Below are 26,538 nucleotides of genomic sequence, written 5' to 3' on the forward strand. Positions count from 1 at the left end.
GCAACCGGAGGCCAGCTGAGGCTGCAGCCGCGGTTTTCGTCTGGGCTTACCGGAACGAGAGGTGATTTCGCGAATGGCAACGGTAGACCGCTGGCTCTTGCCAGATGGCATCGAAGAAGTGCTGCCGCCCGAGGCGGCGCGTATCGAAACGGCGCGTCGGCGCGTGCTGGATCTGTTCCAGCGCTGGGGCTACGAGCTGGTCATCACCCCGCATGTGGAATTCCTCGAGTCATTGCTCACCGGTTCCGGGCAGGATCTGGATCTGCGCACCTTCAAGGTCATCGATCCGCTTTCCGGTCGCCAGATGGGTTTGCGTGCCGATATCACGCCCCAGGTGGCCCGCGTCGATGCGCATACCCTGCGTCGTGAAGGCCCGAGCCGGCTGTGCTATGCCGGTAGCGTGCTGCATGCCAAGCCGCAGGCGCTTTCCACTTCGCGCAGCCCCATTCAGCTCGGTGCCGAACTGTATGGCGATGCCTCCGCTTCCAGCGATCTCGAAGTCATCAGTCTGATGCTGGAAATGCTCGAGCTGGCCGATGTGCCCGACGTGCACATGGACCTCGGTCATGTCGGCATCTACCGCGGTCTGGCAAAGGCCGCTGCGCTGAGCGGTGAGGCCGAGCAGCGCCTGTTCGACGCGCTGCAGCGCAAGGCTATGGACGAGATCGAGCAGCTGACCGCGTCACTTGATCCGGCGCTTGCCGCGATGCTGCGCTCGCTGGCGCGTCTGTGCGGTGGTCGCGAGACGCTCGATGATGCTCGGCAGGCTCTGGCTGGCGCGCCCGCGGATGTGCAGGCGGCGCTGGAGACCCTTTCGGTGGTGGCCGACCAGCTCGCGCTGCGCTACCCGCAGGTGCCGCTGTACTTCGACTTGGGCGAATTGCGCGGCTATCACTACCATACTGGAGTGGTGTTCGCCGTATTCGTGCCGGGCATGGGACAGTCGATTGCCCAGGGCGGGCGTTACGACGATATCGGTGCCGATTTCGGGCGTGCCCGTCCGGCGACCGGCTTCTCCACTGATTTGAAAACGCTCGTCAGTCTCGGAAATGCCGATCTGAGCACGCCAGTTTCCGGGATCTGGGCTCCGCACGGCGATGAGTCGGGTCTTTGGAATGCGATTCGCGAGCTGCGGCGCCAGGGCGAGCGCGTGGTGCAGGCGCTGGATGGCCAGTCGCGGGCCGATGCCGCGCAGCTGGGCTGCGACCGGCAGTTGCGGTTGAGTAATGGTGTCTGGACGGTGGCTTCGCTGGCGTCCTGACGGCTATGGCGCCGCGCGCTCGCGGTGCCGGCCAGGTTTCGATTATCGCCGGTTGCGGCCGGTATGCTTCGCCGAAGAGGACAAAGGGTTATGGGTAAGAATGTCGTGGTCCTGGGCACCCAATGGGGTGATGAGGGCAAGGGCAAGATCGTCGATCTGCTGACCGATCAGGCGGCTGCGGTCGTGCGTTATCAGGGCGGCCACAATGCCGGTCATACCCTGGTCATCGATGGCGAGAAGACCGTGCTGCACCTGATTCCGTCCGGCATCCTGCGCGACAACGTGCAATGCCTGATCGGCAATGGCGTGGTGGTCGCGCCTGATGCGTTGCTGCGGGAAATCACCAAGCTGGAAGAGAAGGGTGTACCGGTGCGCGAGCGCCTGCGCATCAGCCCGTCCTGCACCCTGATCCTGCCGTACCATGTGGCGCTGGATCAGGCCCGCGAGGCCTCGCGTTCGGAGGGCAAGATCGGTACCACCGGGCGCGGCATCGGTCCGGCCTACGAGGACAAGGTGGCGCGTCGCGGCCTGCGCATCGCTGACCTGTTCAATCCAGAGCGCTTCACGGTCAAGCTGCGTGAGTTGCTGGACTACCACAACTTCGTGCTGCAGAACTTCTATAAGGTCGAGCCGGTAGATTTCCAGAAGACCCTCGACGAGGCCCTCGGCTACGCCGAGATCCTCAAGCCGCTGATCACCGATGTCACCGCCCGTCTGCACGAGCTGCGCAAGCAGGGTGCCTGCATCATGTTCGAAGGTGCGCAGGGCTCGCTGCTGGACATCGACCATGGCACCTATCCGTACGTGACCAGCTCCAGCACAACGGCTGGCGGCACGGCGACTGGTTCCGGCTTCGGTCCGCTGTATCTGGATTACATCCTCGGCATTACCAAGGCCTATACCACGCGCGTGGGCTCCGGTCCGTTCCCCACCGAGCTGTTCGATGATGTCGGTGCGCGCCTGGCCGAGCGTGGTCACGAGTTCGGCTCGACCACCGGGCGTGCGCGTCGTTGCGGCTGGTTCGATGCCGTCATCCTGCGCCGTGCGATCGAGATCAACAGCATCTCCGGGATCTGCCTGACCAAACTCGACGTGCTCGACGGGCTGGAGACCATCCGCATCTGCGTCGGCTACAAGGATCGCAATGGCGAAGTGTTGGTCGATGCGCCGACCGATGCCGACAGCTACGACGGTCTGCAGCCGGTGTACGAGGACATGCCGGGTTGGAGCGAGTCGACCGTTGGCGCCAAGAGTCTTGACGAGCTGCCGGCCAATGCTCGCGCCTACATCAAGCGACTGGAAGAGCTGATCGAGGCGCCAGTGGATATCATCTCCACCGGTCCGGACCGCAACGAGACCATCGTGTTGCGTCATCCGTACGCCTGATAGCGCGCATGGTAGAAAGACCGCCTTCGGGCGGTCTTTTGCTGTTTGGGGCTGGCGACAGCGCGAGTCTGGGTCGACGGGGATTTTTATCGGACTGAAACGAAAAAACCGAGCCAGGGGCTCGGTTTTTTCTTGAAGAGTGGTGCCCAGGAGAAGACTCGAACTTCCACGGTGTTGCCACCGCTAGGACCTGAACCTAGTGCGTCTACCAATTCCGCCACCTGGGCACATTGCGATGATTGCTCACCGACTTTTTTGCCATTTTGCCGATTCACATCGGCCGAAGTCGGCAATCTTCGTTACTGCCTGAGACACGCATCGATGATGCGGGTTTCATTTGAAGAGTGGTGCCCAGGAGAAGACTCGAACTTCCACGGTGTTGCCACCGCTAGGACCTGAACCTAGTGCGTCTACCAATTCCGCCACCTGGGCACGAGAAACGATGATACTTGGCCGTTTCCGTGTTACAACGTCTGCCAGACATTGTGGGCGCGAACTATACGGCCGAGGTTTGGCCTTGTAAACCCCTGATGGCGAAAAATAATTCGCATGAAAGCTGCCGTCCGGCAGCGATTCGCGCTTCAATAGAAAAAGGGCGTTCTGCCTCTATAAATGAATGAAAGGTGACATCTCTTAATGGCCGATTGGCAATCCCTCGATCCCGAGGCCGCTCGTGAAGCGGAAAAGTACGAAAACCCTATTCCCAGCCGTGAGCTGATTCTTCAGCATCTCGGCGAACGTGGCTCGCCAGCTGCCCGTGAAGAGTTGGTGGAAGAGTTCGGGCTGGAGTCCGACGAAGATATCGAAGCGCTGCGTCGCCGCCTGCGCGCGATGGAGCGAGACGGCCAGCTGATCTACACCCGGCGCGGCACCTATGCCCCGGTGGACAAGCTGGACCTGGTCTGCGGGCGCGTCAGCGGCCATCGTGACGGTTTTGGTTTCCTCATTCCCGATGATGGCAGTGACGACCTGTTCCTCAGCCCGGCGCAGATGCGCCTGGTGTTCGATGGTGACCGCTGCCTGGCGCGCGTCGCGGGTCTCGATCGCCGTGGGCGCCGCGAAGGCGCCATCGTCGAGGTGATCAGCCGCGCGCACGAGAGCATCGTGGGCCGTTATCACATCGAGAGCGATGTCGGTTTCGTCGTTCCGGACAACCCCAAGATTCAGCAGGAAGTGCTGGTCACGCCCGGGCGGGCGCTGGATGCCAAGCCGGGTCAGTTCGTCGAGGTGAAGATCACTCACTGGCCGACGCAGCGCTTCCAGCCGCAGGGCGATATCGTCGAGGTGATCGGCAACTACATGGCGCCGGGCATGGAAATCGACGTCGCGCTGCGCAGCTTCGATATTCCGCACGTATGGCCCGAGGCGGTGCTCAAGGAGGCTGCGCGGCTCAAGCCCGAGGTGGAGGAGAAGGACAAGCACAAGCGCGTCGACCTGCGCCATCTGCCCTTCGTCACCATCGATGGCGAGGATGCCCGCGACTTCGACGATGCGGTCTACTGCGAGAAGCCGGGCGGCTGGAAGCTGCTGACCGGCGGGTTCCGTCTGTATGTGGCCATTGCCGATGTGTCGCACTACGTGAAGGTGGATTCGGCGCTCGACAAGGAAGCCGTGGTCCGCGGCAACTCGGTGTACTTCCCCGAGCGCGTGGTGCCGATGCTGCCCGAGGAGCTGTCCAACGGCCTCTGCTCGCTGAATCCCCATGTCGATCGTCTGGCCATGGTCTGCGAGATCACCCTGAGCAAGTCGGGGAAGATGACCGACTACCAGTTCTACGAAGCGGTGATCCACTCCCATGCACGGCTGACCTACAACAAGGTCAGCGCGATGCTGGAGCAGCCCAAGTCTGCCGAAGGCAAGCGGCTGAGCGCCGAGTACGCCGAAGTGCTACCGCACCTCAAGCAGCTCTATTCGCTTTATAAGGTGCTGCTCAAGGCGCGCCATACCCGCGGTGCGATCGATTTCGAGACTCAGGAAACCCGCATCGTCTTCGGTGCCGATCGCAAGATCGCCGAGATCAAGCCCACCGAGCGCAACGATGCGCACAAGCTGATCGAGGAGTGCATGCTCTGCGCCAACGTCGCCACCGCGGCGTTCCTGCAGAAGCATGAGATTCCGGCGCTGTATCGCGTGCACGACGCACCGCCGCTGGAGCGTCAGGAGAAGCTGCGCGCCTTCCTCGGTGAGCTGGGGCTTTCCCTGCACAAGGGCAAGGAGGGGCCGACGCCCAAGGATTACCAGGCGCTGCTGGAGAAGATCCAGGGGCGCCCGGATTTTCATGTGATCCAGACGGTAATGCTGCGCTCGCTGAGCCAGGCGGTCTACAGTGCCGAGAACCATGGTCACTTCGGTCTGAACTACGAAGCCTACGCACACTTCACTTCGCCGATCCGGCGCTATCCGGACCTGCTGGTGCATCGCGCCATTCGCAGCGTCATCCGGTCCCGGCGGGACACGCCGCACGTGCGGCGTGAAGGCGCCCCGAGCATGCCCAAGGCGCGCATCTACCCGTATGACGAGGCGGCGCTGGAGCAACTGGGCGAACAGTGTTCGATGACCGAGCGGCGCGCCGACGAGGCCACCCGCGACGTGGTCAACTGGCTCAAGTGCGAGTTCATGAAGGATCGCGTCGGCGAGACATTCCCTGGTGTGATCACCGCGGTGACCGGCTTCGGCCTGTTCGTCGAGCTGACCGACATCTACGTGGAAGGGCTGGTGCACGTCACGGCGATGCCGGGCGACTACTACCACTTCGACCCGCTGCATCATCGCCTCTCCGGCGAGCGCAGCGGGCGCAGTTTCCGCCTTGGCGACAGCGTCGAGGTGCGTGTCATGCGCGTCGACCTGGACGAACGCAAGATCGACTTCGAGCTGATCGCTGGCGGCACCAAGGCCGCCGGTCAGCGTGACGGCGCAGAGCGTGGTCGCGAACCGGGCAACGCCGACATTCGCAAGAGTCGCGAGCTGAAGAAGGCATTGATTGCCGAAGCCAAGGTTGGTGGCAGGAAGGGCAAGTCCGACAAGGCTGGCGGTAGCAAGTCCCGGTCCGGCACATCCAAGGCAAAATCCGCTGCGAAGTCGACGAGCAAGTCTTCAGCCTCCAGCAGTGGTCCCCGAAAGCGCAAGGCCAAGTCATGAGTCAGCTGGAAAAGATCTATGGCCTGCACGCCGTGGAGGCATTGCTGCGGCATCATCCCAAGCGCGTCAAGCAGGTCTGGCTGGCTGAAGGCCGGGGCGATCCGCGTGCGCAGGTGCTGATCGAGCTGGCCGCGCAGGCGCGCGTCAGTGTCGGCCAGTGCGAGCGTCGCGAGATGGATGCCTGGGTCGAGGGCGTGCACCAGGGGGTGGTGGCCGAGGTCAGCCCCAGCCAGGTGTGGGGTGAGGCGATGCTCGACGAGCTGCTCGATCGCGCCGAGGGTTCGCCCCTGCTGCTGGTGCTCGATGGGGTGACCGACCCGCACAACCTCGGCGCCTGCCTGCGTACGGCCGATGCGGCCGGTGCGCTGGCGGTGATCGTGCCGAAGGACAAGTCCGCTACTCTCAATGCCACGGTGCGCAAGGTCGCCTGCGGTGCTGCCGAGGTCATCCCGCTGGTGGCGGTGACCAATCTGGCGCGGACTCTGGAGAAGCTGCAGCAAAAGGGCCTTTGGATCGTGGGCACCGCCGGCGAAGCCGAGCAGTCACTCTACGAGCAGGATCTCACTGGTCCAATCGTCCTGGTCATGGGGGCGGAAGGTCGCGGCATGCGCCGGTTGACCCGCGAGCACTGCGACTATCTGGTGCGTCTGCCGATGGCGGGTAGCGTCAGCAGTCTGAATGTCTCGGTTGCCACCGGCGTCTGCCTGTTCGAGGCACTGCGTCAGCGCGGCCTTGGCCAACCGGCTCGTTAGCTCCAGGCGACGCATGTTCTGAAACCGATCGGTCTTTTTGTGGTCAATCGCTGTCCCAGGCCCGCCGGATAGCGGCTGTTCGATTTTTCGCTTGAGGGCCCCGGAGTGCTGCCGGGGTCTCGCTGAGTTCGTTACGCGGCGTCAGTCTCGTACCATGGAGGTTGTATGCAGCAGCGCCCGTCTTTCGAGAGTCTGTTCCGGCTGTCGCCGAACGCCTATGTTCTGCTCGATCGCGATCTGGTCATCCTCGATGCCAACGCGGCTTACCTGGCCCTGACCGGCCGCAGGCTGGAGGAGATCCAGGGGCAGCGCCTTCACGAAGCGTTCGCAGCAGACCCGCTCAGCCCCGAGACGACTCGTGTGCAGGAACTGCTCGACTCCTTTGCCCGCGTGCTCAGCCGCAAGGCCATCGATACGCTGCCGGTAATCCGTTATTCCATCTCCCGCCACACGCCGCTCGGGCCTGTCTACGAGGATCGCTACTGGAGCGCCACGCACACGCCGATCCTGGATGAGCAGGGTGAAGTCGTGGCCATCCTGCAGCACACCTCCGACATCACCGAGCTGCAGGCCATGAAGGATTCGCTGAAGCAGGCTGCCGGGCATCAGCCTGTGCAGCAGCTCGAGCAAGGCGTCATGTCCCGCGCCAGGCTGCTGCAATCCGAGGGCGAGCAGTTGCGGCGCCTCTTCGCTCAGGCGCCTGGATTCGTCTGTTTCCTGCGCGGGCCGAATCACGTCTACGAACTGGTTAACGATGCATACCGGAAGGTCATCGGGCAGCGCCAGCTGCTGGGCAAGACAGTCCGCGAAGGGCTGCCCGAGCTAGAAGGGCAGCCGCTGATCGGTCTGCTCGACGAGGTCTACCGCAGCGGCCGACCGTATATCGGCAAGCGCGTGTCACTGTTTCTGAGGCGGCAGCCGGAGCGGGAGCCCGAAGAGGTCATCCTCGATTTCGTCCTGCAGCCGATCGTCGAGAACGATGGGCAGGTGGTCGGCATCTTCGTTCAGGGCCAGGACGTTACCGAGCAGCAGCGCAACGAAACGGAATTGCAGCGCTATCGTGAACATCTCGAGGAGCTGGTACGCGAGCGGACCCAAGCGCTCGAGCAGAGCGAGGCGGAGCGGCAGGTCGCCGAACAGGCTCTGCAGCAGGCTCAGCGCCTTGAGGCGGTGGGCAAGCTGACAGGCGGTATCGCCCATGACTTCAATAACATGCTGCAGATCATCGGAGGCAACCTGCAGCTTTTGCGTCGCAGCCTCGGCAACGATGAAACGGCTGCAAGACGTCTGAACTCGGCGGTCAGTGGGGTCGAGAAGGGCGCGCGCCTTGCCTCGCAGCTGCTGGCATTCGCCAGCCGGCAGCCGCTGCTGCCCCGACAGGTGTATCTGCCCGATCTGCTGGAGCAGATGCATGAGTTGCTCGATGGCGCTCTCGGGTCTGCGGTGCAGGTTGAATTGGATGTCGTAGGTCGGCCCTGGCCGGTCTTTGTCGATGTCGGAAACCTGCAGAGCGTGGTGCTGAACCTGGCGGCCAACGCGCGTGACGCGATGGCCGGGCGCGGCCGGTTGGTGCTGCGTCTTGAGAATCGCTCGCTGAATGACGAAGCGTTGGAGCAGCCTGGGGATTATGTACTGCTCAGCGTCATCGACCAGGGCAGTGGTATGAGTGACGAGGTTCGAGCCCGGGCGTTCGAGCCCTTTTTTACCACCAAGCATGAGAGCAACGCGTCGGGTCTCGGCTTGAGCATGGTCTACGGATTCGTCAAGCAGAGTGGCGGTTTCGTGACGCTGGGCAGCGGTGACAACGGTGGTGCGGCGGTGCATGTTCATCTGCCGCGCAGTGCGGGCGAGAACGCAGAGTCCGACGCCGTCAGCGAGCGCGAGCCCGCGCAGCCGGAGTCGGACGGCTCGTTGACCGTCGACGATGCAGGACTGAGGATTCTGTTCGTCGAGGACGATCCCACGTTGCGCATGCTGACCGGGGAGGTCTTGACGGAGCTTGGCCATCGGGTCGAGGTCAGCGAGACGGCTGAGGAGGCGCTGGGATTCCTGGATCGGCAGCCGTTCGATGTGCTGCTTACCGATGTCGGTTTGGCAGGAATGAGTGGAATCGACCTCGCGCGCCAGGCTGGCGCCCGTCATCCTGAGCTTGCGCTGGTGATTGCCTCGGGGTATGCCGTCAGTCCTGCCGAGGTGGGGATCGATCGACTGCGCACGATGATCAAGCCCTACGATATCCATCAGGTTCGCGAGCTGCTCGACGCGATTCGTAGCGAAAGGGCTGCGGCAAGCCGCTAACCTGCTCCGGCTGGTCAAATAATCACCAGCTTGCCTTGCGCCACTGCCGGCCCTTCTCTAGAATGGCGCCCCTTGCCTGGATGGCAGGCGTTTGCGCGCCTTTCTACAGACAAGACAACAAGTCATTCACTCCTTGCCTGACCGCATCGTCGGCAGGCTGCAACCCGTAAGGAGCAGTTATGCGTCATTACGAAATCATCTTTCTGGTTCACCCGGACCAGAGCGAGCAGGTCGGCGGCATGGTGGAGCGTTACACCAAGCTGATCGAAGAAGACGGTGGCAAGATCCATCGCCTGGAAGACTGGGGCCGTCGTCAGCTGGCTTATGCCATCAACAACGTGCACAAGGCTCACTACGTGATGCTGAACGTCGAGTGCAGCGGCAAGGCTCTGGCCGAGCTGGAAGACAACTTCCGCTACAACGACGCTGTCATCCGCAACCTGATCATTCGTCGCGACGAGGCCGTGACCGAGCAGTCCGAAATGCTCAAGGCCGAGGAAAACCGTAGCGAGCGCCGCGAGCGTCGTGATCGCCCTGAAAACACTGACGGCTCCAACGAGAGCGACAGTGACAGCAGCGATAACAACGCTGACGAGTAATCCACGGATCTATTGAGGAGCCTATTTCATGGCACGTTTTTTCCGTCGTCGTAAGTTCTGCCGTTTCACCGCCGAGGGCGTGAAAGAGATCGATTACAAGGATCTCAACACCCTGAAGGCCTACATCTCCGAGACCGGCAAGATCGTTCCTAGCCGCATCACCGGAACCAAGGCACGTTATCAGCGTCAGCTGGCCACCGCTATCAAGCGCGCCCGCTACCTGGCCCTGCTGCCCTACACCGACAGCCACGGCCGTTGATCCGGCTGGTCGACAGAAGTAAAGGATAAATCGCATGCGCGCCCTGGCTGAGTTCATCATGCGCGGCCGCATGCAGGCCATCTTCGTGGTGGCCGGTGCTGCGGCACTGCCCATGTTGTTCTGGCTGAGCGCTGCCGCAGGCAGTCTCGTGCTGCTGCGACGCGGGCTGAACGATGCGTTGAGTGTGCTGGTTTGGGCCGTGATACCGGCCCTGGCCTGGTGGTACTTCGGCGATCCGCGGACCCTGCTGGTATTGCTGGGTACGCTGGGCTTGGCCCTGGTACTGCGCGGTCAGGCGTCATGGGTGCGGGTGATGTTAAGCAGCGTGGGCCTGGGACTGCTGTATGTCTGGGCGCTCGGTGCGGTATTCGGCGAGCCGATCGCGGCGTTGGCTGGTGAGCTGCAGAAGGTGTTGCCCGATGCGTTGTCGGGTGCCTACGAGCAGCTGTCGGTGGAAGAGCGTGGTCGGTTTGAGGCGCTGCTGATACCGGTGCTGACCGGCCTGCTGGCTGCGCTGCTGCAAATCGTCACCCTGCTGAGCCTGATGCTTGGGCGCTACTGGCAAGCCGCGCTTTACAACCCGGGCGGTTTCGGCAGCGAGTTTCGAGCGCTGCGGTTTCCGCCGCTACTGGCGACACTGCTGTTGCTGGGCATGCTGCTGGGGCCGAATCTCGGTGCGCAGTTGGCCGTACTGGCGCCCCTGTGCAGCGTGCCGCTGGTGTTTGCCGGTCTCGCACTGATGCACGGGTTGGTCGCTCAGGGGCGCTTGCCGCGGTTCTGGCTGGTGGGGCTGTACGTCACGCTGGTGCTGTTCATGCAGTTGGTTTATCCGCTACTGGCCGTTTTGGCCATTGTCGACAGTCTGTTTGATTTTCGTGGTCGCGCGGCCGGCAAGAACGGCGCGGGACCTGCGAACGGTGAAGGTTAAAAGTTAAGAGGTAAGACTCAAATGGAAGTCATCCTGCTGGAAAAGATCGCCAACCTGGGCAACCTGGGCGACAAGGTAAACGTCAAGGCCGGTTACGGCCGTAACTACCTGCTGCCGCAAGGCAAGGCTACCGCTGCGACCCCGGCCAACATCGCCGAGTTCGAAGCCCGCCGCGCCGAGCTGGAAAAAGCGGCTGCCGAGAAGAAGGCTTCTGCCGAAACTCGCGCTGCTCAGCTGGCCGAACTGGAAGTCACCATCACCGCTACCGCGGGCGATGAGGGCAAGCTGTTCGGTTCCATCGGTACTGCCGACATCGCCGACGCCCTGACCGCCTCCGGCGTCGAAGTGGCCAAGAGCGAAGTTCGTCTGCCGAACGGCACCATTCGCCAGACCGGCGAATACGACGTGGCTGTGCACCTGCACACCGACGTCGAAGCGACCGTCAAGCTGATCGTCGTAGCCGGCTAAGCCGTCGTCTGGCACCGCTGGTGCCTGACGAGTAACATCGGGCACGTTTCCGCGCGAGTGGAACGTGCCCTTTGTTTTTTCCGTAGTTTCGAATTTCGAGTGCCATGAACGACATCAGTGTCCCCCAACAATACGATCTGGAAACCGCCGCGCTCAAGGTGCCGCCACACTCCATCGAGGCTGAGCAGGCGGTGCTTGGCGGTCTGATGCTGGACAACAATGCCTGGGAGCGTGTGCTCGACCAGGTCTCCGACGGTGATTTCTATCGTCACGATCATCGCCTCATCTTCCGCGCCATCTTCGCCCTGGCCGAACGCAATTCGCCGTTCGACGTGGTCACCCTGTCCGAGCAGCTGGACAAGGAGGGGCACCTGTCCCAGGTCGGCGGTCTGGCCTATCTTGGCGAGCTGGCGAAGAACACGCCGTCGGTGGCGAACATCAAGGCCTACGCGCAGATCATTCGCGAGCGCGCCACGCTGCGCCAGCTAATCGGCATCAGCAACGAAATCGCTGACAGCGCCTATGCTCCGCAGGGCCGTACCGGCGAGGAAATCCTCGATGAAGCCGAGCGGCTGATCTTCCAGATCGCCGAAGCGCGGCCGAAGACCGGCGGCCCGGTCGGCATCAACGACATCCTGGTCAAGGCCATCGATCGCATCGACACGCTGTTCAACGCCGGCGAGGCGATCACCGGCCTGTCCACTGGCTTCACCGATCTGGATGAAGCCACCAGCGGCCTGCAGCCGGCCGACCTGATCATCGTTGCCGGCCGTCCGTCGATGGGCAAGACCACCTTCGCCATGAACCTGGTGGAGAATGCCGTGCTGCGTACCGACAAGGCGGTGCTGGTGTTCTCGCTGGAGATGCCCGCCGACTCCATCGTCATTCGTATGCTCGCTTCGCTCGGGCGCATCGACCAGACCAAGGTGCGGGCCGGTAAGCTCGATGATGACGACTGGCCGCGGCTGACCTCGGCGGTGAATCTGCTCAATGACCGCAAGCTGTTCATCGACGATACCGCCGGCATCAGCCCGTCGGAGATGCGTGCGCGCACACGGCGCCTGGCTCGCGAGCACGGTGAGATCGCCATGATCATGGTCGACTACCTGCAGCTGATGCAGATTCCTGGCTCCAGCGGTGACAGCCGGGTCAACGAGATTTCCGAGATCTCGCGCTCGCTGAAAGGCCTGGCGAAGGAGTTCAATTGCCCGGTGATCGCCCTGTCTCAGCTCAACCGCTCGCTGGAGCAGCGACCCAACAAGCGCCCGGTGAACTCCGACCTTCGTGAATCGGGGGCAATCGAGCAGGACGCGGACATCATCATGTTCGTCTACCGCGACGAGGTGTATCACCCGGAAACCGAGTACAAGGGCGTCGCCGAGATCATCATCGGCAAGCAACGGAACGGTCCGATCGGCACCACCCGGCTGGCGTTCCTCGGCAAGTACTCGCGCTTCGAGAACCTCGCGCCGGGCAGCTATCAGTTCGACGACGAGTAGTCGGCCGTCTCGCCAGGCGGCGGGGGAGGGCGTCGTCCATGCCCCTCACCGAGTTCCGGTCTGCACGGTCGTGCCGAGCGGAGTAAGATTCCAGCCTCACCCGCCGTTGTACAGGAACAGTCCCATGCGTCCGCTGGTTGCCACGGTCGACCTGACCGCGCTTCGTCACAACTACCTGCTCACCAAGCAATGCGCACCACAGCGCAAGGCCTTCGCCGTGGTCAAGGCCAACGCCTATGGGCATGGCGCACCGGAGGCGGTGGCGGCATTGCGCGAAATTGCCGATGGTTTCGCCGTGGCCTGCCTGGAAGAGGCAGAGGTGATCCGTGGCTGCGCACCCGACGCGCGCATCCTGCTGCTGGAGGGCTGCTTCGAGCCATCCGAGTACCAACGAGCGGCTGAGCTGGGGCTGGACATCGCTGTTCAGGACGAGCGCCAGGCCGACTGGCTGCTGGCTGCCGAGCTGGTGCGCCCGCTGAACGTCTGGCTCAAGCTGGATTCGGGCATGCACCGGCTGGGCTTCGGCGTGGACGGCCTGCGCGAGTGTCACGCGCGGCTCAAGGGCGCGGCCCAGGTCGGCGAACTCAATCTGATCAGTCACTTCGCCTGTGCCGACGAGCGTGGCCACGCCCTGACCGACACCCAGCTGGAGCGCTACGCAGAGCTGCTGGAGCTCTCGTTCGACAACTGCTCGCTGGCCAATTCCGCCGCCGTACTGACCCTGCCGCAGGCGCATATGGCCTGGATCCGGCCTGGCATCATGCTCTACGGTGCGACGCCGTTCGCCGAGCTGAGCGCCCGGGAGCTTGGACTGAAACCAGTGATGACGCTGACTGGCGCGCTGATCGCGGTGCGCGAGGTGCCGGTCGGCGACAGCGTCGGTTATGGCGCGAGCTGGGTGGCGCAGCGTCCTTCGCGTATCGGCACCGTCAGCTGTGGCTACGCCGATGGTTATCCGCGTACCGCGCCTTCCGGCACCTCGGTGGTGATCCATGGACGACGCGTGCCGCTGGCCGGGCGAGTGTCGATGGACATGCTCGCCGTGGACCTGACCGACTTGCCGCAGGCGCAGCTTGGCGACGCGGTGGAGCTGTGGGGGACGCAGATGCCCATTGACGAGCTCGCCCAGGCCTGCGGCACCATCGGCTACGAGCTGCTGACCAAGGTGACCGGGCGCGTGCCGCGCCGCTATATCGGCTGATCGGCCGGCGTGCGCCCGTCCTGCTGGACCCAGCTCGCCCGGCCCTGCTGCTTGGCGCGATAGAGCGCCTCGTCAGCGGCCTTGTAGAGTCGGGCGAATTCGTCGGCATGCTGCGGAAAGAACGCGGCACCGACGCTCACGGTCACCGCCAGGCTGGTACCCCGGTAGCGCACCGGTAGCGACAGCTCGTGCAGCAGCCGTTCGGCGACCTGGCCGGCGTCCTGCTCGACGTTCGGCCCGGTCAGCAGTATTGCGAACTCATCCCCACCCAGCCGGGCCGCCATGTCGCTGCTGCGCACCAGACCGCGCAGTCGCTGGCCCAGCGTGCGCAACAGCAGATCTCCGGCATCATGGCCGTGACCGTCGTTGATCGGCTTGAAGTGATCCAGATCGATCAGCAGCAGCGCGATCGACTCACCGCGCCGCGCGGCCTCGGCCATGGCCGCTTCGACCCGCTCGATGAGGTAGCGCCGGTTGGGCAGCTCGGTCAGCGGGTCGTGGAAGGCGGCCTGTTTGAGCTCGATTTCCCGTTCGCTGAGGTCGCGGTTGGCCTGCGCCAGCTCGGCGGTACGCGCCTCCACCGCCAGGCTGAGTTGTTCGGCGCTGGCCTGGACCTGCTTCAGTCGCGCGGACTTTTCCCGGTCGGCGTGTTCCAGTGCCGCCGCGCGCTCCTGCTTGAGTATCTGGATGCGCGAGGCCAGGGCGAAGGAGAACAGGATGGACTCGGCAGCCACCGCCAGCGGAAAGACGTAGCCGCTCCAGGCCGCCGGTTGGATCACGCCGGTGGCGCGCAGCAACAGCAGGTTGACGCTGCCCAGGATCACGCCGAAGCCGCAGAGGTAGAGCAGGGCGGGAAAGTAGCCCTGACGCCAGCGGCGGAACGAGGCCCACAGCGACGCCGGGATCGCGGTCAGGGCCAGCACGACGAAGACCCAGGCGCCGAACGCACGCAACCCGAAGATGTTGAGCAGTACGGCTGTGACATAGAGGCACAAGGCAAAGGTCAGCAGGCGGTGGGCCCAGGGCACGAAACGGCGGGTCTGCAGCAGGGTCTGGGTGAAGCGGCAGGCGCTGAAACCCCAGAGCGCCGGGATGCTGATGCGATCCAGCCAGAAGGGCACCGGTCCGTTCGGCCAGAGGTACTGAAAGCCATGTCCGGTCATGCCCAGAATCATCAGCAGCGCGCCGCTGGTGGTCATCACGTACCAGAAATAGGCGGTATCGCGCAGGCTGAGGAAGATGAACAGGTTGTACAGCAGCATGGCCAGGATCAGGCCATAGATCAGGCCGAGAAACAGGTTCTCGCCCACCGCCTGCTCCTGCAGGGCATCGAGCTGCCAAACCTTGAGCGGAAAGGAGTTGCCGGCCGGGTCGTAGCTGCGCAGGTAAAAGGTCAGCGGGCGCTGGTCGCTCAGCTCGGGAAGGCGGAGCAGCATGCGCCGGTAGGGATGGTCGCGCCCTTCATGGAAGCCGACCAGCTCGCCGGACTGGCGCTCGTGCCAGCCACCCTCACCGTCCGGCAAATAGAGGCGCAGGTCCTTCAGCGTTACCGAGCCGACCTCCAGCCACCAATGCGCCGGCGCGTCGCTGGTCCGCTGCAGCGTGACCTTGACCCACCAGGGGTGCGGGCTCTGGCCGACGCTGGCCTTGCCTTGCGCCGGCTGAAAGCGCGCCAGTACTTCGGCGCGCTGCAGATCGGTCACCTGCAGCTCGGCGCCGGGGTCCATCAGCAGTTCGACGTGGGCATTCAGATTACGGCCGCTGTCACGTGCGCCGATCACGGCTGTATCGGCATGGGCGGGCAAGAGCGTGCCAAGGCACAGCAGCAGGGCGAGGAGGACGGCGTGCACCAGGATCTCCCGGGCTCGATACGTGGGTCGGGTGGCGCGAGTATAGCGGGAGACGAAAGCGCAGCGCGCGCCTGTCGGCAAGGTCGATAAAGACCCTGCACGGTGGTCGGGCTTGGTTATTTTTTGTGCTATATTCCGCGCCCGTTTTCGTTGCCCCGGTTTTCCGCCATGCACGCCGCCAAGCCACTGTTCGACTATCCCAAGTACTGGGCCGAGTGTTTCGGTCCGGCGCCGTTCCTGCCGATGAGCAGGGAGGAGATGGATCAGCTCGGCTGGGACTCGTGCGACATCATCATCGTCACCGGTGATGCCTATGTTGATCATCCGTCCTTCGGCATGGCGATCATCGGCCGTTTGCTCGAGGCCCAGGGCTTTCGCGTCGGCATCATCAGCCAGCCGGACTGGCAGAGCAAAGACGACTTCATGAAGCTCGGCGAGCCGAATCTGTTCTTCGGCGTCGCTGCCGGCAACATGGACTCGATGATCAATCGCTACACCGCCGATCGCAAGGTCCGCTCCGACGATGCCTATACCGCGGGCGGCCTGGCCGGCAAGCGACCGGATCGTGCCAGCCTGGTCTATAGCCAGCGCTGCAAGGAAGCCTACAAGCATGTGCCGGTGGTGCTTGGCGGCATCGAGGCCTCGCTGCGCCGCATAGCCCATTATGACTACTGGTCGGACAAGGTGCGCCGCTCGATCCTGATGGACGCCACCGCGGACATGCTGCTCTACGGCAACGCCGAGCGTGCCATCGTCGAGGTGGCGCAGCGCCTGGCGCGTGGCGAGACGATCGAGGCCATCACCGATGTGCGCGGCACCGCCTTCATCCGCAAGGACACCCCCGAAGGCTGGTTCGAGATCGACTCCACTCGCATCGACCGCCCGGGCAAGATAGACAAGATCATCAACCCCTACGTCAACACGCAGGACCTATCCGCCTGCGCCATCGAAAAGGACAAGGGGCCGCAGGACGACCCGAACGAAGCCCGGCCGGTGGAGCTGCTGCCGCACCCGAAGCTGGAGCGTGACCGCACGGTGATCCGTCTGCCGTCCTTCGAAAAGGTGCGCAACGATCCGGCGCTGTACGCTCACGCCAACCGGGTGCTGCACCTGGAAACCAATCCAGGCAACGCCCGCGCGCTGGTGCAGCGTCACGACGACCGTGAGCTGTGGCTCAATCCGCCGCCGATTCCGCTGACCACCGAGGAAATGGACTACGTGTTCGCCGCGCCCTATGCGCGCGTGCCGCACCCGGCATACAACGGCGCGAAGATTCCCGCCTACGAAATGATCCGCTTCTCGGTGAACATCATGCGCGGCTGTTTCGGCGGCTGCACCTTCTGCTCGATCACCGAGCACGAGGGACGCATCATCCAGAGCCGCTCCCACGAGTCGATCCTCCACGAGATCGAGGAAATGAAGAACGTGCCGGGCTTCACCGGTGTGGTCTCCGATCTCGGCGGGCCGACTGCCAACATGTATCGCCTGGCCTGCAAGAGCCACGAAATCGAGAAGCACTGCCGCAAGCCGTCCTGCGTGTTCCCCGGCATCTGCGAGAACCTCAATACCGATCACAGCTCGCTGATCGAGCTGTACCGCAAGGCGCGTGCACTGCCGGGCGTGAAGAAGATACTGATCGCCTCCGGCCTGCGTTACGACCTCGCCGTCGAGTCGCCGGAGTATGTCAAGGAGCTGGTCACCCACCATGTCGGCGGTTACCTGAAGATTGCGCCGGAGCACACCGAGCGTGGTCCGCTGGACAAGATGATGAAGCCGGGCATCGGCACCTATGACCGCTTCAAGCGCATGTTCGAGAAGTACTCGAAAGAGGCGGGCAAGGAGCAGTACCTGATCCCGTACTTCATTGCCGCGCATCCGGGCACCACCGACGAGGACATGCTCAACCTGGCACTGTGGCTCAAGGCCAACGGCTTCCGCGCCGACCAGGTGCAGGCCTTCTATCCCTCGCCAATGGCCACCGCCACCGCGATGTACCACAGCGGCAAGAACCCGCTGCGCAAGGTGACCTACAAGAGCGAGGGTGTAACCATCGTCAAGAGCGAGGAGCAGCGTCGCCTGCACAAGGCCTTCCTGCGCTATCACGACCCCAAGGGCTGGCCGCTCTTGCGCGAGGCTCTGATTCGCATGGGTCGCGCCGACCTGATCGGCAGCGGCAAGCACCAGCTGATTCCGGCGCACCAGCCGGCGGTGGACGGCTACCAGAGCGCGCGACGCAAGAACTCCACGCCGGTCGGCAGCAAGAAGGCCGGGCAGGGTGGCAAGATCCTCACCCAGCACAACGGCTTGCCGCCGCGCAGCCACGACGGCAACGCCTGGGACAAGCGCGAGCAGGCCAAGGCCGCCGCCGAGGCCCGGCGCAAGGCGCAGAAGAGCGGCAAACCGGCTGGCAAGGGTGGCAAGCCGCAGCGCCCGGTTGCACCCCGTTAGCGGTAGCGGTTCTTCGGCATAGGAAAACGGAGCGCCAGGCTCCGTTTTCTTTTTTAGAACCTGAACGCCTGGGTCGCACGATCCAGTTCGCTGCCCAGCTGTAGCATCTGCGCACTCTGCTCACGGCCCCGGCTGATGTGGTTCAGGTTGGCGTCGCCCAGTTGGTGGATGCGTTCGCTGTGCCCGCGAATCTCGCCCACCGCCTCGCCCTGTTGCGCGGTCGCCTGGGCGATCTGTTCGGCCATGCGACTGATGGTGGCGATGGTCGAGACGATCTCGTCCAGCGCCTGATCGGCACTCTGGGCGAGACTCGCGGTGCTTTCGGCATGCTCGACCTGGCTGCGCATCGCCTCGACCGATTGCCGTGCGGCCTGCTGCAGGCGGCCGATCAGCTGTTGGATCTCCTCGGTGGCGCCGCTGGTGCGCTGCGCCAGCGAGCGAACCTCGTCGGCCACCACGGCGAATCCGCGGCCATGCCCGCCGGCGCGGGCGGCCTCGATAGCAGCGTTCAGCGCGAGCAGATTGGTCTGCTCGGCGATGGCGCGGATCACCGTCAGCACGTTGCCGATGGTGGTGGTCTCGTCGGCGAGGCGCTCGATGGCAGCGGCATTGTCCTGCACTTCGCTGACCAGACCATGCAGGCCGGTCAGGCTCTGGCCGATCACCTGCTGGCCGTGCTGCACCGCCCGGGCGGCGGCGCGACTCGCTTCAGCCGCTTCTCCAGCGCCATCGGCCACCTGTTGGATGGTCGCTTCCAGCTCGCCCAGCGAATCGCGAATCTGCGCCGTATCGCCGGTCTGGCGCTGGGCTCCGTCATGCAGATCGCTGCTCATCTCATCGAGGTTGCGGCTGCTGGCTGCAACCTGGGTCGCCTGCTGGCGCAGCGTTCCAACCAGCTCCAGCAGGTAGCTGCGCAGGCGGTTGAGCGAGGTCTCGATGTCGGTGATTTCAGTTATTTTCGTCTCGATGCGCACCGCGCTGGCGAAGTCGCCCTTCGCCCAGCTGGAGAGGGCCGGCACCAGTTGGCCAAGGGCGCGGGTCAGCTGGCGTTGCAGGCGGTCGATCGCCAGAGCGATAAGCAGTATCAGCGCGATGATGCCCATCTGTATCAGGCGCACCTCGCCCTGGATGCGGCTGTGCTCGGCGCGCACGGCGGGCTCCAATTCGGCCAGTGCCTGCTCGACGCTGGCGATCTTCTGCGTGCTGCTGTCGAGCAACGCACGGCGTTGGCGGATCAACTCGCGGGTGCGTTGCAGCTCGGCAGGGTAGCGCTTGATCAAGCTTGCGAGCTCGCGCTTGAGGGCGATGCCACGGTCTTCGCTGTGTTGGTCTGCGGCCTCGCCCAGCTCCAGCAGTGCGGCGAAACTGCTGGCGGCCGACTGCGTAGCGGCCTCGACGCCCAGCAAGGGCAGGGCCTCGAGCTTTGCGGCTTCCTGCTCCAGGTTGTGCAGCACCTGCTCCACCTCGCCAGCCAGATCATCGCGACCGCTGCTCACCAGCTTGCCCCGGGCGTGCCCCAGGCGCTGCAGCTGTTGGGCGGCTGCGAACAGCGGGCCCTGATACGCCTGTGCGCTCGGATGGCTGGCCTGGCTATGGTATTCATCCAGCTGCGAAAGGACGCCGCTCAGCTCCCGTTCCGCCTGCAATAGCAGGCCTTGCGGGTCACCTGCCAGCTTGCCGGCAGCAAGCAGGTCATCGGCACTGAAGCGGTTCAGTTCCTCTAGGCCGGGGCGAAGCTGATCTGCCAGTTCGCCGGGCAGTTGGCCGATGTCCTGCTCCAGCTCGACGAGGGCCTGCAGCGCCTGGGCATGGCGCAGGGCGTCGCCGCTGCCGAGGTAGGCGTGAATGTTCTCTGCGACCTGATGCTGGAACTGCTGGGACAGCCCCAGGTAGCGCGCCATCAGCAGGTAGGGACGCTCCAGCGCTCGCTCCGACCACCAGAGCGTGGCTCCGAGCGCTAGGCAGACCGCTACGAGCAACAGGGTATTGAGAGTGGTGAGCGACTTCAGGCGCATCCTCGCCTCGCATAATGGATCGAGAGGCCTGAAAGGTATGGCAATTTAATGTCAGCCTTGTGACAGCGTTACCCGGGCCACTCCCCCGGGTGTTGCCGGCGAGCCCTGTCTCAGTAGCGTTCGACGCGGTTGCGACCACCGTGCTTGGCTCGATAGAGCGCTTCGTCCGCCTGTTGAGTGAGCGTCTTGACCTCGGCATCCGCGGTCAGCTCGGTCACGCCGCAGCTGAAGGTGCAGCTCAGGTCCTCCGGTTGCGCGGGGAAGTGGATCTCGGCGAAGCGCTGGCGGATATCGTCGAGTACCTTGCAGGCTGCGCTGGCGGGTGTGTCGGGCAGCACAACGGCGAACTCCTCACCACCGTAACGGCCGATGTGATCGGTCTTGCGCAGGCGTTGCTTGAGAAACAGCGCGAGGCTCTTGATGACACGGTCGCCCATGGGGTGGCCGAAGGTGTCGTTGACGCGCTTGAAGTGATCGATGTCGAGCATCGCGAAACTGAGCGGACGGTCGTCGCGCCGGGCACGAAAACGCGCGTCCTCGAGCAATTGCAGACTGTGGGTGTGGTTGTACAGGCCGGTCAGGCTGTCGCGCACGATGCGCGCCTTCAGGCTTCGCGCGCGTGTGGCGCGGGTGCGCACGGTTGCGATCAAGTGGCTTGGCTTGATCGGCTTGGTGAGAAAGTCGTCGCCGCCTTCGCCCATGGCGTCGAGCTGCTTGTCCAGATCGTCCTCGGCGGACAGATAGATGATCGGGACGCTGACATAGCGCTCATGCTGGCGAATCACCTTGGCCAGTTCCGTACCCAGGCAGTCGGGCATGTACATGTCGAGAATGATCAGGTCGGGCTGGAACTCGGCGAGCGCGCCAATCGCCTGGATCGGCTCCAGCAGGGTGTGGGTGACGATGCCTGCGTTGTTCAGTACGCGCTCGGTATGCGTTGCCTGAGCTCGGGAATCGTCGACGATCAATACGCGGATCGGTTCGTAATGTGCCGTGCGGGTGAATATCTCGATCTTCTCCAGCAGACTGCTGGCATCCAGGGTGCCGGTGAAGAACTCCAGACCGCCGGCACGAACGGCGGCGAGCCGGGTCGGCGTATCCGTTTCGCAGTGGCTGAAGAACAGCAATGGCAGCTTCGCCTCGAGTCCCTGCTGGATTTGCTCGGCCAGCCGCAGGCCTTCGCCTGGGCCGTTGAAATCGACTTCCATGACGATGGCGGAAGGGTGGCGGCGATGCATGGCGGCGCGAAACGCCGCGACATTGCCGAACGCCTGCGCAGACATACTGAAGAAGTCCAGCTGACGCACCAGATGCTCAGCGCGCTCCTGATCCTGCAGTGCGATGTACACCGGTTTGCTCAACGGTGGGAGGAAGGACTGGTTGTGCGGGTCGTTATGGCGCAGGCCGGTCCGCGCCAGGCGGTAGATCAGCTGGCTGAGCGTAGAAATGGTGCTGCTGGACAGGCGGCCGCGGTTGTCCCTGATGTCGCCGAGGCAATCCTCGATGTTCAGCGCCAGCTCGGCATGCTCGGTCTGCTCGAAGCGGTCGGCAAATCGCCGAAGGCGGGAGGTCGCTTCGGTAAGGGCCGTATGGTAGCCATCGTTCCATTCGCTGCGCTGCAGTTGCTGCCAGACTTCGAGCACCTCGCGAGCCTGATGAATGACCCGTTGGGCAAAGTGCTGCTTGAGTTCTTCCTGATCCGACATGACGAAATTCCTGTGCACCCGGTGCGCTGCCTCGGTGCTTTGTAGTGGCGGCATGCTATCACCGCCCGTGCGCTTTGGAAGTGCGGCGCGCGGTAGTGGTTCTCAATTTGACACTGAGCACGGCGGGACGCTGCGTTATAGTAAGAAAACTCTCCGCAACGCCCCCGGCTACCTGCGGTCGAACTCCCGAATCCGCGAGAAGGACACATAACACATGTTGGACTGGAAGAATCGCTTCGCCCGTATCGGTCGCACGAACGGCTCGGCCGGGACCGCCCGTCAGGGTGGTAACCCGCTTCTACTGGTCCTCGCCGCTCTGGTGGGCCTCTACTTGCTGGTGACGTTGCTCGTGGGCTGGTACTGGAGCCGCGAGCCCGACCTGTTCCCTGTGCAGCAGCATGCGCGCCAGAGCGCCGAGGCGGCACAGCTGCAGCTGGTCAGCGGCTACACCACGGTCGAAACGCTCAAGCGGGTGGCCAGCACGTTGCTGGACAAGCCCGGCGGTTATCTGAGCAACGATATTGCGCCGCCTGGACTGTGGCTGGACAACATGCCGAGCTGGGAGTACGGCGTGCTGGTGCAGGTTCGCGACCTGGCGCGTGCGTTGCGCAAGGACTTCGCTCGCTCGCAATCGCAGTCGACCGAGGATCCGGACCTGGCCAAGGCCGAGCCGCTGTTCAATTTCGACAACCGCAGCTGGACGCTGCCGGCGTCGGAATCCGAGTATCGCAACGGCATTCGCGCGCTCGATCGCTATCTGGCACGGCTGAGCGATCCGGCGCCAAAGGCCTTGTTCTATACCCGCGCCGATAATCTGAACAACTGGCTGGGCGACGCGGCGACGCGACTGGGCTCGCTGTCCCAACGTCTCTCGGCTTCCGTCGGCCGCGTGCGGCTGGACACCGATATCGCACCGGAACAGGAGCGGGCCGGCATCGTGCCGCAGGTCAAGGAACAGGTGGTGGAGACCCCCTGGATGCAGATCGATAACGTCTTCTTCGAGGCGCGCGGCCAGGCCTGGGCGCTTTCGCATCTGCTGCGGGCGATCGAGGTGGATTTCGCCGACGTACTGGCCAAGAAGAACGCCACGATCAGCGTACGGCAGATCATTCGCGAGCTGGAGGCGGCGCAGGAGCCGCTGTGGAGTCCGATGGTGCTAAATGGCAGCGGCTACGGCGTGCTGGCCAATCACTCGCTGGTGATGGCCAACTACATCTCCCGCGCCAACGCGGCGATCATCGACCTGCGCAACCTGCTGTCGCAGGGGTAAGGTGAGCTACAAGCGGTAAGCGGCAAGCTTCAGGTGAGCGTCGTGTCTGACTGATTCGACGCTGACTTGGGCTTGGGTTCAATCCAGGCCGAGCTTTTTCAGCCGGTAGCGCATCGAGCGGAAGGTCAGGCCAAGCCGCTGGGCCGCCGCGGTGCGGTTCCAGCGGGTTTCCTCAAGGGCCTGCATGATCAGCTTGCGCTCGATCTCTTCCAGGTGGTCTTCAAGATTATCAATCTGCGCCAGACTGGCTTCGCCATTCTCCGACAGGCCCGGGCTGTCGGCTAGACGCAGGTCGCCGGCCTTGATCTCGTCGTCTTCGCAGAGCGTGTAGGCCCGCTCGAGCATGTTCTCCAGTTCGCGCACGTTGCCCGGGAAACGATAGTTTTCCAGCTTCGCCAAGGCATCAGGATGCAGCCGGGCACTGCTGTCGCCGCATTCCTGTGCCAGCCGGCGCAGCATGGCATCGGCGAGCAGGCCGATGTCTTCACGGCGCTCGCGTAGTGGCGGCACACGCAGTTCGATGACGTTCAGACGGTAATACAGGTCCTGGCGGAAGCGGCCTGCGGCCACTTCGCTGGCCAGATCCTTGTGGGTGGCGCAGAGGATGCGGACGTCGACCATCACTTCCTGCGCACCGCCGACCGCGCGTACGGCCTTTTCCTGGATGGCGCGCAGCAACTTGACCTGCATCGGCAGCGGCAGGTCCGCCACCTCGTCGAGAAACAGCGTGCCGCCATTGGCCGCCTGGAACAGTCCGGGTTTGTCCTCGATGGCGCCACTGAAGCTGCCCTTCTTGTGGCCGAAGAATTCGCTTTCCATCAGTTCCGAAGGGATCGCGCCGCAGTTGACCGGCACGAAGGGCTTGTCGCTGCGTGGGCCCTGTTCGTGAATCAGGCGAGCCACCAGTTCCTTGCCGCTGCCCGATTCGCCGCTGATATAGACCGGTGCCTGGCTGCGGGCGAGCTTGCCGATCTGCTTGCGCAGGACCTTCATCGGCGGCGAACTGCCGAGCAGGCGATTGTCCACTGACGATTCGGCCGCCGGTGCGCGCAGCCGCAAGGCGGTGCTGACGAGTTCGCGAAGGCGGTTGAGATCCACAGGTTTGGTCAGAAAATCGAAAGCGCCAGCCTTCAGGGCGCCGATGGCGGTGTCGAGACTGCCATAGGCGGTGATCATCGCCACCGGCAGTTGTGGATGCTGCTGCTGGATGTACTGCACCAGATCCAAGCCGCTGCCGTCGGGCAGGCGCATGTCGGTCAGGCACAGATCATAGTGCTCGCGTGCCAGGCACTCGCGCGCTTCCTTGAGGTTGCGGGCGCTGCGGGTATCGAGCTTCATGCGCCCGAGGGTGATCTCCAGCAACTCGCGGATATCGGGCTCGTCATCGATGATCAGTGCTTTCTGGCGCGCGGTCATGGTCTTGCTCTTGATTCGTGAAGCGGGTGTCCCCGGCTAAGGGGCAGGGCAGCATGTTAACCCCGCCGAGGGTCGCCGTGGCTGTCGCTTTGGTCGATGTGTGATGCGCTGCCGGCAAGCGGCGGGCTCAACTCAGCTTACGCGGGTGGGCGAAGACGATGCGGAAGCAGCTACCGCCTTCGGGCCGTTCGCGATAATCCAGTCGAGCCTGATTGCTTTCGCAAAGTTCTCGCGAGATGTAAAGCCCCAGGCCGGTGCCCTTGCTCTCGGTGGTGAAGAACGGCTCGAACACGTTGTGCAGTTGGTCGGCAGCAATGCCGGGGCCGTCATCGAGCACCTCGACGATCGGCAGATCGCTCTGCTCGTCGCGGAAAAGTCGCAGCCAGACCTGCGCCTGCGAATGCTGCTGCCCACTGTAGCGCAGGCCGTTCTGCACCAGGTTGGTCAGCACCTGGGTCAGCTGATTGGGGTCCATGCGGGTCTGCAGCGAACTGCCGATCGTTTCCACATGCACCGTCTGTTGTGGGGTCAGGCCTTGGCGGAACTCGCTCGCGAAGCGATGCAGCCAATACTTGAGGTCCAGCAACTGTGGCTCGGCCTGCCGGCGCCGCGAAAGCTGCAGGACGTTCTCGATGACCAGGTTCATGCGTCGAGAGTGGTCCTGAATGATCTGCGCCAGGCGGCGGTCCGGGCCGTCCAGCTCCTCGGACTCCTGAAGCAGCTGTGCGGCATGGCTGATGGCGCCCAGCGGGTTGCGTATCTCGTGGGCAATGCTGGCGGTGAGTCGTCCGAGAGATGCGAGCTTGAGCTGCTGCGCTTTCTGCGCGATCTGCGAGATGTCCTCGAGAAAGACCAGGGTGTCGAGCTTGTTGCCATGTTGCAGGGCGGCGAAGCTCGGCTGGAGCGTCGGGCCCCCCGGCGTTGCCTTGAGATTCTGCGGCCGCAGGGTGGGATTGCCGCGCCATTGTTGCAGGGCTTTGAGCAACTCCGGGCAGCGCGGGGCAAGACGCTCGCCGGTCAGCGACTCGTCCTGGCCCAGTAGCTGCAGCGCGCCCTGGTTGGCCAGCAGCACGCGTTCCTGGGGGCCCAGCACCATGATGCCGGTGCGCATGCGCTGCAGGATAAGCGCGTTGAGTGCTTCGAGGTTGGCGACGTCCTCGGCGCGCTGGCGTGCGAGATTTTCGCTCGCCTGCAGGCGCCGCGTGAGGCCTTGCACGAGAAACGCGGCAGCGAAACAGAGGGTGCCGAGCGCGGCGGCCTGGACATACTGGCTGCTGGCTTCAGGCCGGCTGATGCTGAGATAAAAGGTCAGGTAGATCAGGCCAATCGCTGCCACGGCGGCAACAAAGAACCCGATACGCCCGCGCAGCAGGATGTTGGCGATCGCGACGGCAATGATCAGCAGGTTGCCGATTCCACTCGGCGTGCCTCCACCGAAATAGAACAGGCCGGACAGCAGGATCACGTCCATCAGTGCCAGGCCGAGCACAGGCAGGTCACGCGCAGGGTTCTGCACCAGCACGGCGACCACGATGTTCAGGATCAGATAGAGCCAGGCACCGTACTGGAACAGCTGCGGATTGCTCATCTGCAACAGGTCATTGTGCAGATCACTGCTTATCAGCAGTACCAGTGCCAGGCCGATGGTCAGGCGATAGAGGTGATACAGGCGGAGGATGCGTCGCCCCTGATCGCCGAGAAAAGCGAGGTTTTCAGTGCCCACCAGGCGTGCTGTCCTGCTCCAGGTGGGCCTGGCTGCAGTACCAGCGTCCCTGGGACTGCAGCGCCTGATCCTGCGGTACGTGCACGCCGCACTGGGCGCAGCGGACCATTGGCAGGCTGCCCTGTTGCTGTGTGGTGGGTGCTTTCTTCTGGGTCAGGCGCCGCCAGAGCCAGAAGGCGGCGGCGATCAGTGCGATCCAGAACAGCAGTCGAAACAGCCCCATATCGTTTCCTTCCCCTTTAAGCGTGACGACCGGCGATCGTTTGAGCCAGGGCCGATCCAGGCCCTTTGCGCCGCCGGTGACGTGCGCGGGGCTCGTCG

The 26,538-nt window shown here is 63.8% G+C and carries 19 protein-coding genes and 2 tRNA genes; 13 read left to right on the top strand and 8 right to left on the bottom strand.

Translation table 11 applies throughout. The features are described from left to right. The first annotated feature begins 73 nt into the window (after positions 1–73). Together ACX1DW_RS20395 and ACX1DW_RS20400 are read left to right on the top strand one after the other, a co-directional pair. A complete protein-coding gene (locus ACX1DW_RS20395; RefSeq protein ID WP_458992272.1) occupies positions 74–1,261 on the top strand; it encodes an ATP phosphoribosyltransferase regulatory subunit in 1,188 nt (395 codons plus the stop codon). Between the two features lie 90 nt (positions 1,262–1,351). Next, positions 1,352–2,647 carry an adenylosuccinate synthase gene (locus tag ACX1DW_RS20400; RefSeq protein WP_133455593.1) on the top strand — a complete coding sequence of 432 codons (1,296 nt, stop codon included), beginning with the start codon at positions 1,352–1,354 and terminating at the stop codon, positions 2,645–2,647. 140 nt (positions 2,648–2,787) lie between these two features. Here ACX1DW_RS20400 and ACX1DW_RS20405 read toward each other — a convergent pair. Both ACX1DW_RS20405 and ACX1DW_RS20410 read right to left on the bottom strand, forming a co-directional pair. Continuing rightward, a tRNA-Leu gene (locus tag ACX1DW_RS20405) sits at positions 2,788–2,874 on the bottom strand. A gap of 118 nt (positions 2,875–2,992) precedes the next feature. Then, positions 2,993–3,079, bottom strand: a tRNA-Leu gene (locus tag ACX1DW_RS20410). A gap of 204 nt (positions 3,080–3,283) precedes the next feature. Between ACX1DW_RS20410 and rnr the strand changes: the two genes are divergently transcribed. The 9 genes from rnr to alr all read left to right on the top strand — a co-directional run bounded on the left by rnr (position 3,284) and on the right by alr (position 13,789). After that, positions 3,284–5,785, top strand: coding sequence for a ribonuclease R (rnr, locus tag ACX1DW_RS20415; protein ID WP_458992273.1), 2,502 nt, complete (start codon positions 3,284–3,286; stop codon positions 5,783–5,785). Continuing rightward, on the top strand, positions 5,782–6,537 hold the full coding sequence (gene rlmB, locus ACX1DW_RS20420) for a 23S rRNA (guanosine(2251)-2'-O)-methyltransferase RlmB (protein ID WP_458992274.1): 756 nt from the start codon (positions 5,782–5,784) through the stop codon (positions 6,535–6,537). The genes rnr and rlmB overlap by 4 nt, the downstream gene beginning before the upstream one ends. 165 nt (positions 6,538–6,702) lie before the next feature. Next, positions 6,703–8,835: a PAS domain-containing protein gene (locus ACX1DW_RS20425; protein WP_458992275.1), complete on the top strand. Its 2,133-nt coding sequence runs from the start codon at positions 6,703–6,705 to the stop codon at positions 8,833–8,835. 179 nt (positions 8,836–9,014) lie between these two features. Then, positions 9,015–9,434, top strand: a complete 420-nt coding sequence (gene rpsF, locus ACX1DW_RS20430; RefSeq protein WP_063541875.1) for a 30S ribosomal protein S6 — start codon at positions 9,015–9,017, stop codon at positions 9,432–9,434. A 28-nt stretch (positions 9,435–9,462) separates the two neighbouring features. Continuing rightward, entirely contained in the window at positions 9,463–9,693 is a 231-nt protein-coding gene (gene rpsR / locus ACX1DW_RS20435) for a 30S ribosomal protein S18 (RefSeq protein ID WP_003283112.1), read from the top strand. 34 nt (positions 9,694–9,727) lie between these two features. After that, positions 9,728–10,621, top strand: coding sequence for a hypothetical protein (locus ACX1DW_RS20440; RefSeq protein ID WP_063541877.1), 894 nt, complete (start codon positions 9,728–9,730; stop codon positions 10,619–10,621). A 21-nt stretch (positions 10,622–10,642) separates the two neighbouring features. Continuing rightward, positions 10,643–11,089 carry a 50S ribosomal protein L9 gene (rplI, locus tag ACX1DW_RS20445; protein ID WP_011914672.1) on the top strand — a complete coding sequence of 149 codons (447 nt, stop codon included), beginning with the start codon at positions 10,643–10,645 and terminating at the stop codon, positions 11,087–11,089. 104 nt (positions 11,090–11,193) lie between these two features. Then, positions 11,194–12,588 (top strand): replicative DNA helicase, encoded by a 1,395-nt coding sequence (gene dnaB, locus ACX1DW_RS20450; RefSeq protein WP_102838692.1) that lies wholly within the window; start codon positions 11,194–11,196, stop codon positions 12,586–12,588. A gap of 124 nt (positions 12,589–12,712) precedes the next feature. Then, on the top strand, positions 12,713–13,789 hold the full coding sequence (gene alr / locus ACX1DW_RS20455) for an alanine racemase (protein ID WP_458992276.1): 1,077 nt from the start codon (positions 12,713–12,715) through the stop codon (positions 13,787–13,789). On the opposite strand, the gene ACX1DW_RS20460 is transcribed toward alr, so the two are convergent. Continuing rightward, positions 13,777–15,639, bottom strand: a complete 1,863-nt coding sequence (locus ACX1DW_RS20460) for a diguanylate cyclase domain-containing protein (RefSeq protein WP_458992277.1) — start codon at positions 15,637–15,639, stop codon at positions 13,777–13,779. The genes alr and ACX1DW_RS20460 overlap by 13 nt on opposite strands. A gap of 168 nt (positions 15,640–15,807) precedes the next feature. Between ACX1DW_RS20460 and ACX1DW_RS20465 the strand changes: the two genes are divergently transcribed. Next, positions 15,808–18,087 (top strand): YgiQ family radical SAM protein, encoded by a 2,280-nt coding sequence (locus ACX1DW_RS20465; RefSeq protein WP_458992278.1) that lies wholly within the window; start codon positions 15,808–15,810, stop codon positions 18,085–18,087. A gap of 53 nt (positions 18,088–18,140) precedes the next feature. Here ACX1DW_RS20465 and ACX1DW_RS20470 read toward each other — a convergent pair whose 3' ends face one another. Both ACX1DW_RS20470 and ACX1DW_RS20475 read right to left on the bottom strand, forming a co-directional pair. Then, entirely contained in the window at positions 18,141–20,102 is a 1,962-nt protein-coding gene (locus ACX1DW_RS20470; RefSeq protein ID WP_458992279.1) for a methyl-accepting chemotaxis protein, read from the bottom strand. Positions 20,103–20,212: 110 nt separating this feature from the next. Further along, positions 20,213–21,808, bottom strand: coding sequence for a response regulator (locus tag ACX1DW_RS20475; RefSeq protein ID WP_133455601.1), 1,596 nt, complete (start codon positions 21,806–21,808; stop codon positions 20,213–20,215). Between the two features lie 214 nt (positions 21,809–22,022). Between ACX1DW_RS20475 and ACX1DW_RS20480 the strand changes: the two genes are divergently transcribed. After that, a complete protein-coding gene (locus tag ACX1DW_RS20480) occupies positions 22,023–23,078 on the top strand; it encodes a DUF2333 family protein (RefSeq protein ID WP_063541891.1) in 1,056 nt (351 codons plus the stop codon). A 78-nt stretch (positions 23,079–23,156) separates the two neighbouring features. On the opposite strand, the gene ACX1DW_RS20485 is transcribed toward ACX1DW_RS20480, so the two are convergent. From ACX1DW_RS20485 to ACX1DW_RS20495, 3 genes are all read right to left on the bottom strand, one after another. Beyond that, on the bottom strand, positions 23,157–24,494 hold the full coding sequence (locus ACX1DW_RS20485; protein ID WP_458992280.1) for a sigma-54-dependent transcriptional regulator: 1,338 nt from the start codon (positions 24,492–24,494) through the stop codon (positions 23,157–23,159). Between the two features lie 127 nt (positions 24,495–24,621). Then, complete coding sequence (locus ACX1DW_RS20490) at positions 24,622–26,217, bottom strand: sensor histidine kinase (RefSeq protein WP_063541895.1); 1,596 nt, start codon at positions 26,215–26,217, stop codon at positions 24,622–24,624. Further along, complete coding sequence (locus ACX1DW_RS20495) at positions 26,207–26,440, bottom strand: PP0621 family protein (protein ID WP_110775887.1); 234 nt, start codon at positions 26,438–26,440, stop codon at positions 26,207–26,209. Before ACX1DW_RS20495 ends, ACX1DW_RS20490 begins: the two co-directional genes overlap by 11 nt. Positions 26,441–26,538 lie beyond the last annotated feature (98 nt).

Source organism: Stutzerimonas sp. KH-1, assembly GCF_054483855.1.

Bases quoted from the DNA above. Each gene is read 5' to 3' on its own strand.
- ACX1DW_RS20475 (WP_133455601.1), bottom strand. From the start codon at position 21,808: ATGTCGGATCAGGAAGAACTCAAGCAGCACTTTGCCCAACGGGTCATT.
- ACX1DW_RS20480 (WP_063541891.1), top strand. From the start codon at position 22,023: ATGTTGGACTGGAAGAATCGCTTCGCCCGTATCGGTCGCACGAACGGC.
- rpsR (WP_003283112.1), top strand. From the start codon at position 9,463: ATGGCACGTTTTTTCCGTCGTCGTAAGTTCTGCCGTTTCACCGCCGAG.
- ACX1DW_RS20425 (WP_458992275.1), top strand. From the start codon at position 6,703: ATGCAGCAGCGCCCGTCTTTCGAGAGTCTGTTCCGGCTGTCGCCGAAC.
- dnaB (WP_102838692.1), top strand. From the start codon at position 11,194: ATGAACGACATCAGTGTCCCCCAACAATACGATCTGGAAACCGCCGCG.
- ACX1DW_RS20495 (WP_110775887.1), bottom strand. From the start codon at position 26,440: ATGGGGCTGTTTCGACTGCTGTTCTGGATCGCACTGATCGCCGCCGCC.
- rlmB (WP_458992274.1), top strand. From the start codon at position 5,782: ATGAGTCAGCTGGAAAAGATCTATGGCCTGCACGCCGTGGAGGCATTG.
- ACX1DW_RS20440 (WP_063541877.1), top strand. From the start codon at position 9,728: ATGCGCGCCCTGGCTGAGTTCATCATGCGCGGCCGCATGCAGGCCATC.
- ACX1DW_RS20465 (WP_458992278.1), top strand. From the start codon at position 15,808: ATGCACGCCGCCAAGCCACTGTTCGACTATCCCAAGTACTGGGCCGAG.
- alr (WP_458992276.1), top strand. From the start codon at position 12,713: ATGCGTCCGCTGGTTGCCACGGTCGACCTGACCGCGCTTCGTCACAAC.
- ACX1DW_RS20470 (WP_458992279.1), bottom strand. From the start codon at position 20,102: ATGCGCCTGAAGTCGCTCACCACTCTCAATACCCTGTTGCTCGTAGCG.
- ACX1DW_RS20395 (WP_458992272.1), top strand. From the start codon at position 74: ATGGCAACGGTAGACCGCTGGCTCTTGCCAGATGGCATCGAAGAAGTG.
- ACX1DW_RS20400 (WP_133455593.1), top strand. From the start codon at position 1,352: ATGGGTAAGAATGTCGTGGTCCTGGGCACCCAATGGGGTGATGAGGGC.
- ACX1DW_RS20485 (WP_458992280.1), bottom strand. From the start codon at position 24,494: ATGACCGCGCGCCAGAAAGCACTGATCATCGATGACGAGCCCGATATC.
- rpsF (WP_063541875.1), top strand. From the start codon at position 9,015: ATGCGTCATTACGAAATCATCTTTCTGGTTCACCCGGACCAGAGCGAG.
- rplI (WP_011914672.1), top strand. From the start codon at position 10,643: ATGGAAGTCATCCTGCTGGAAAAGATCGCCAACCTGGGCAACCTGGGC.
- rnr (WP_458992273.1), top strand. From the start codon at position 3,284: ATGGCCGATTGGCAATCCCTCGATCCCGAGGCCGCTCGTGAAGCGGAA.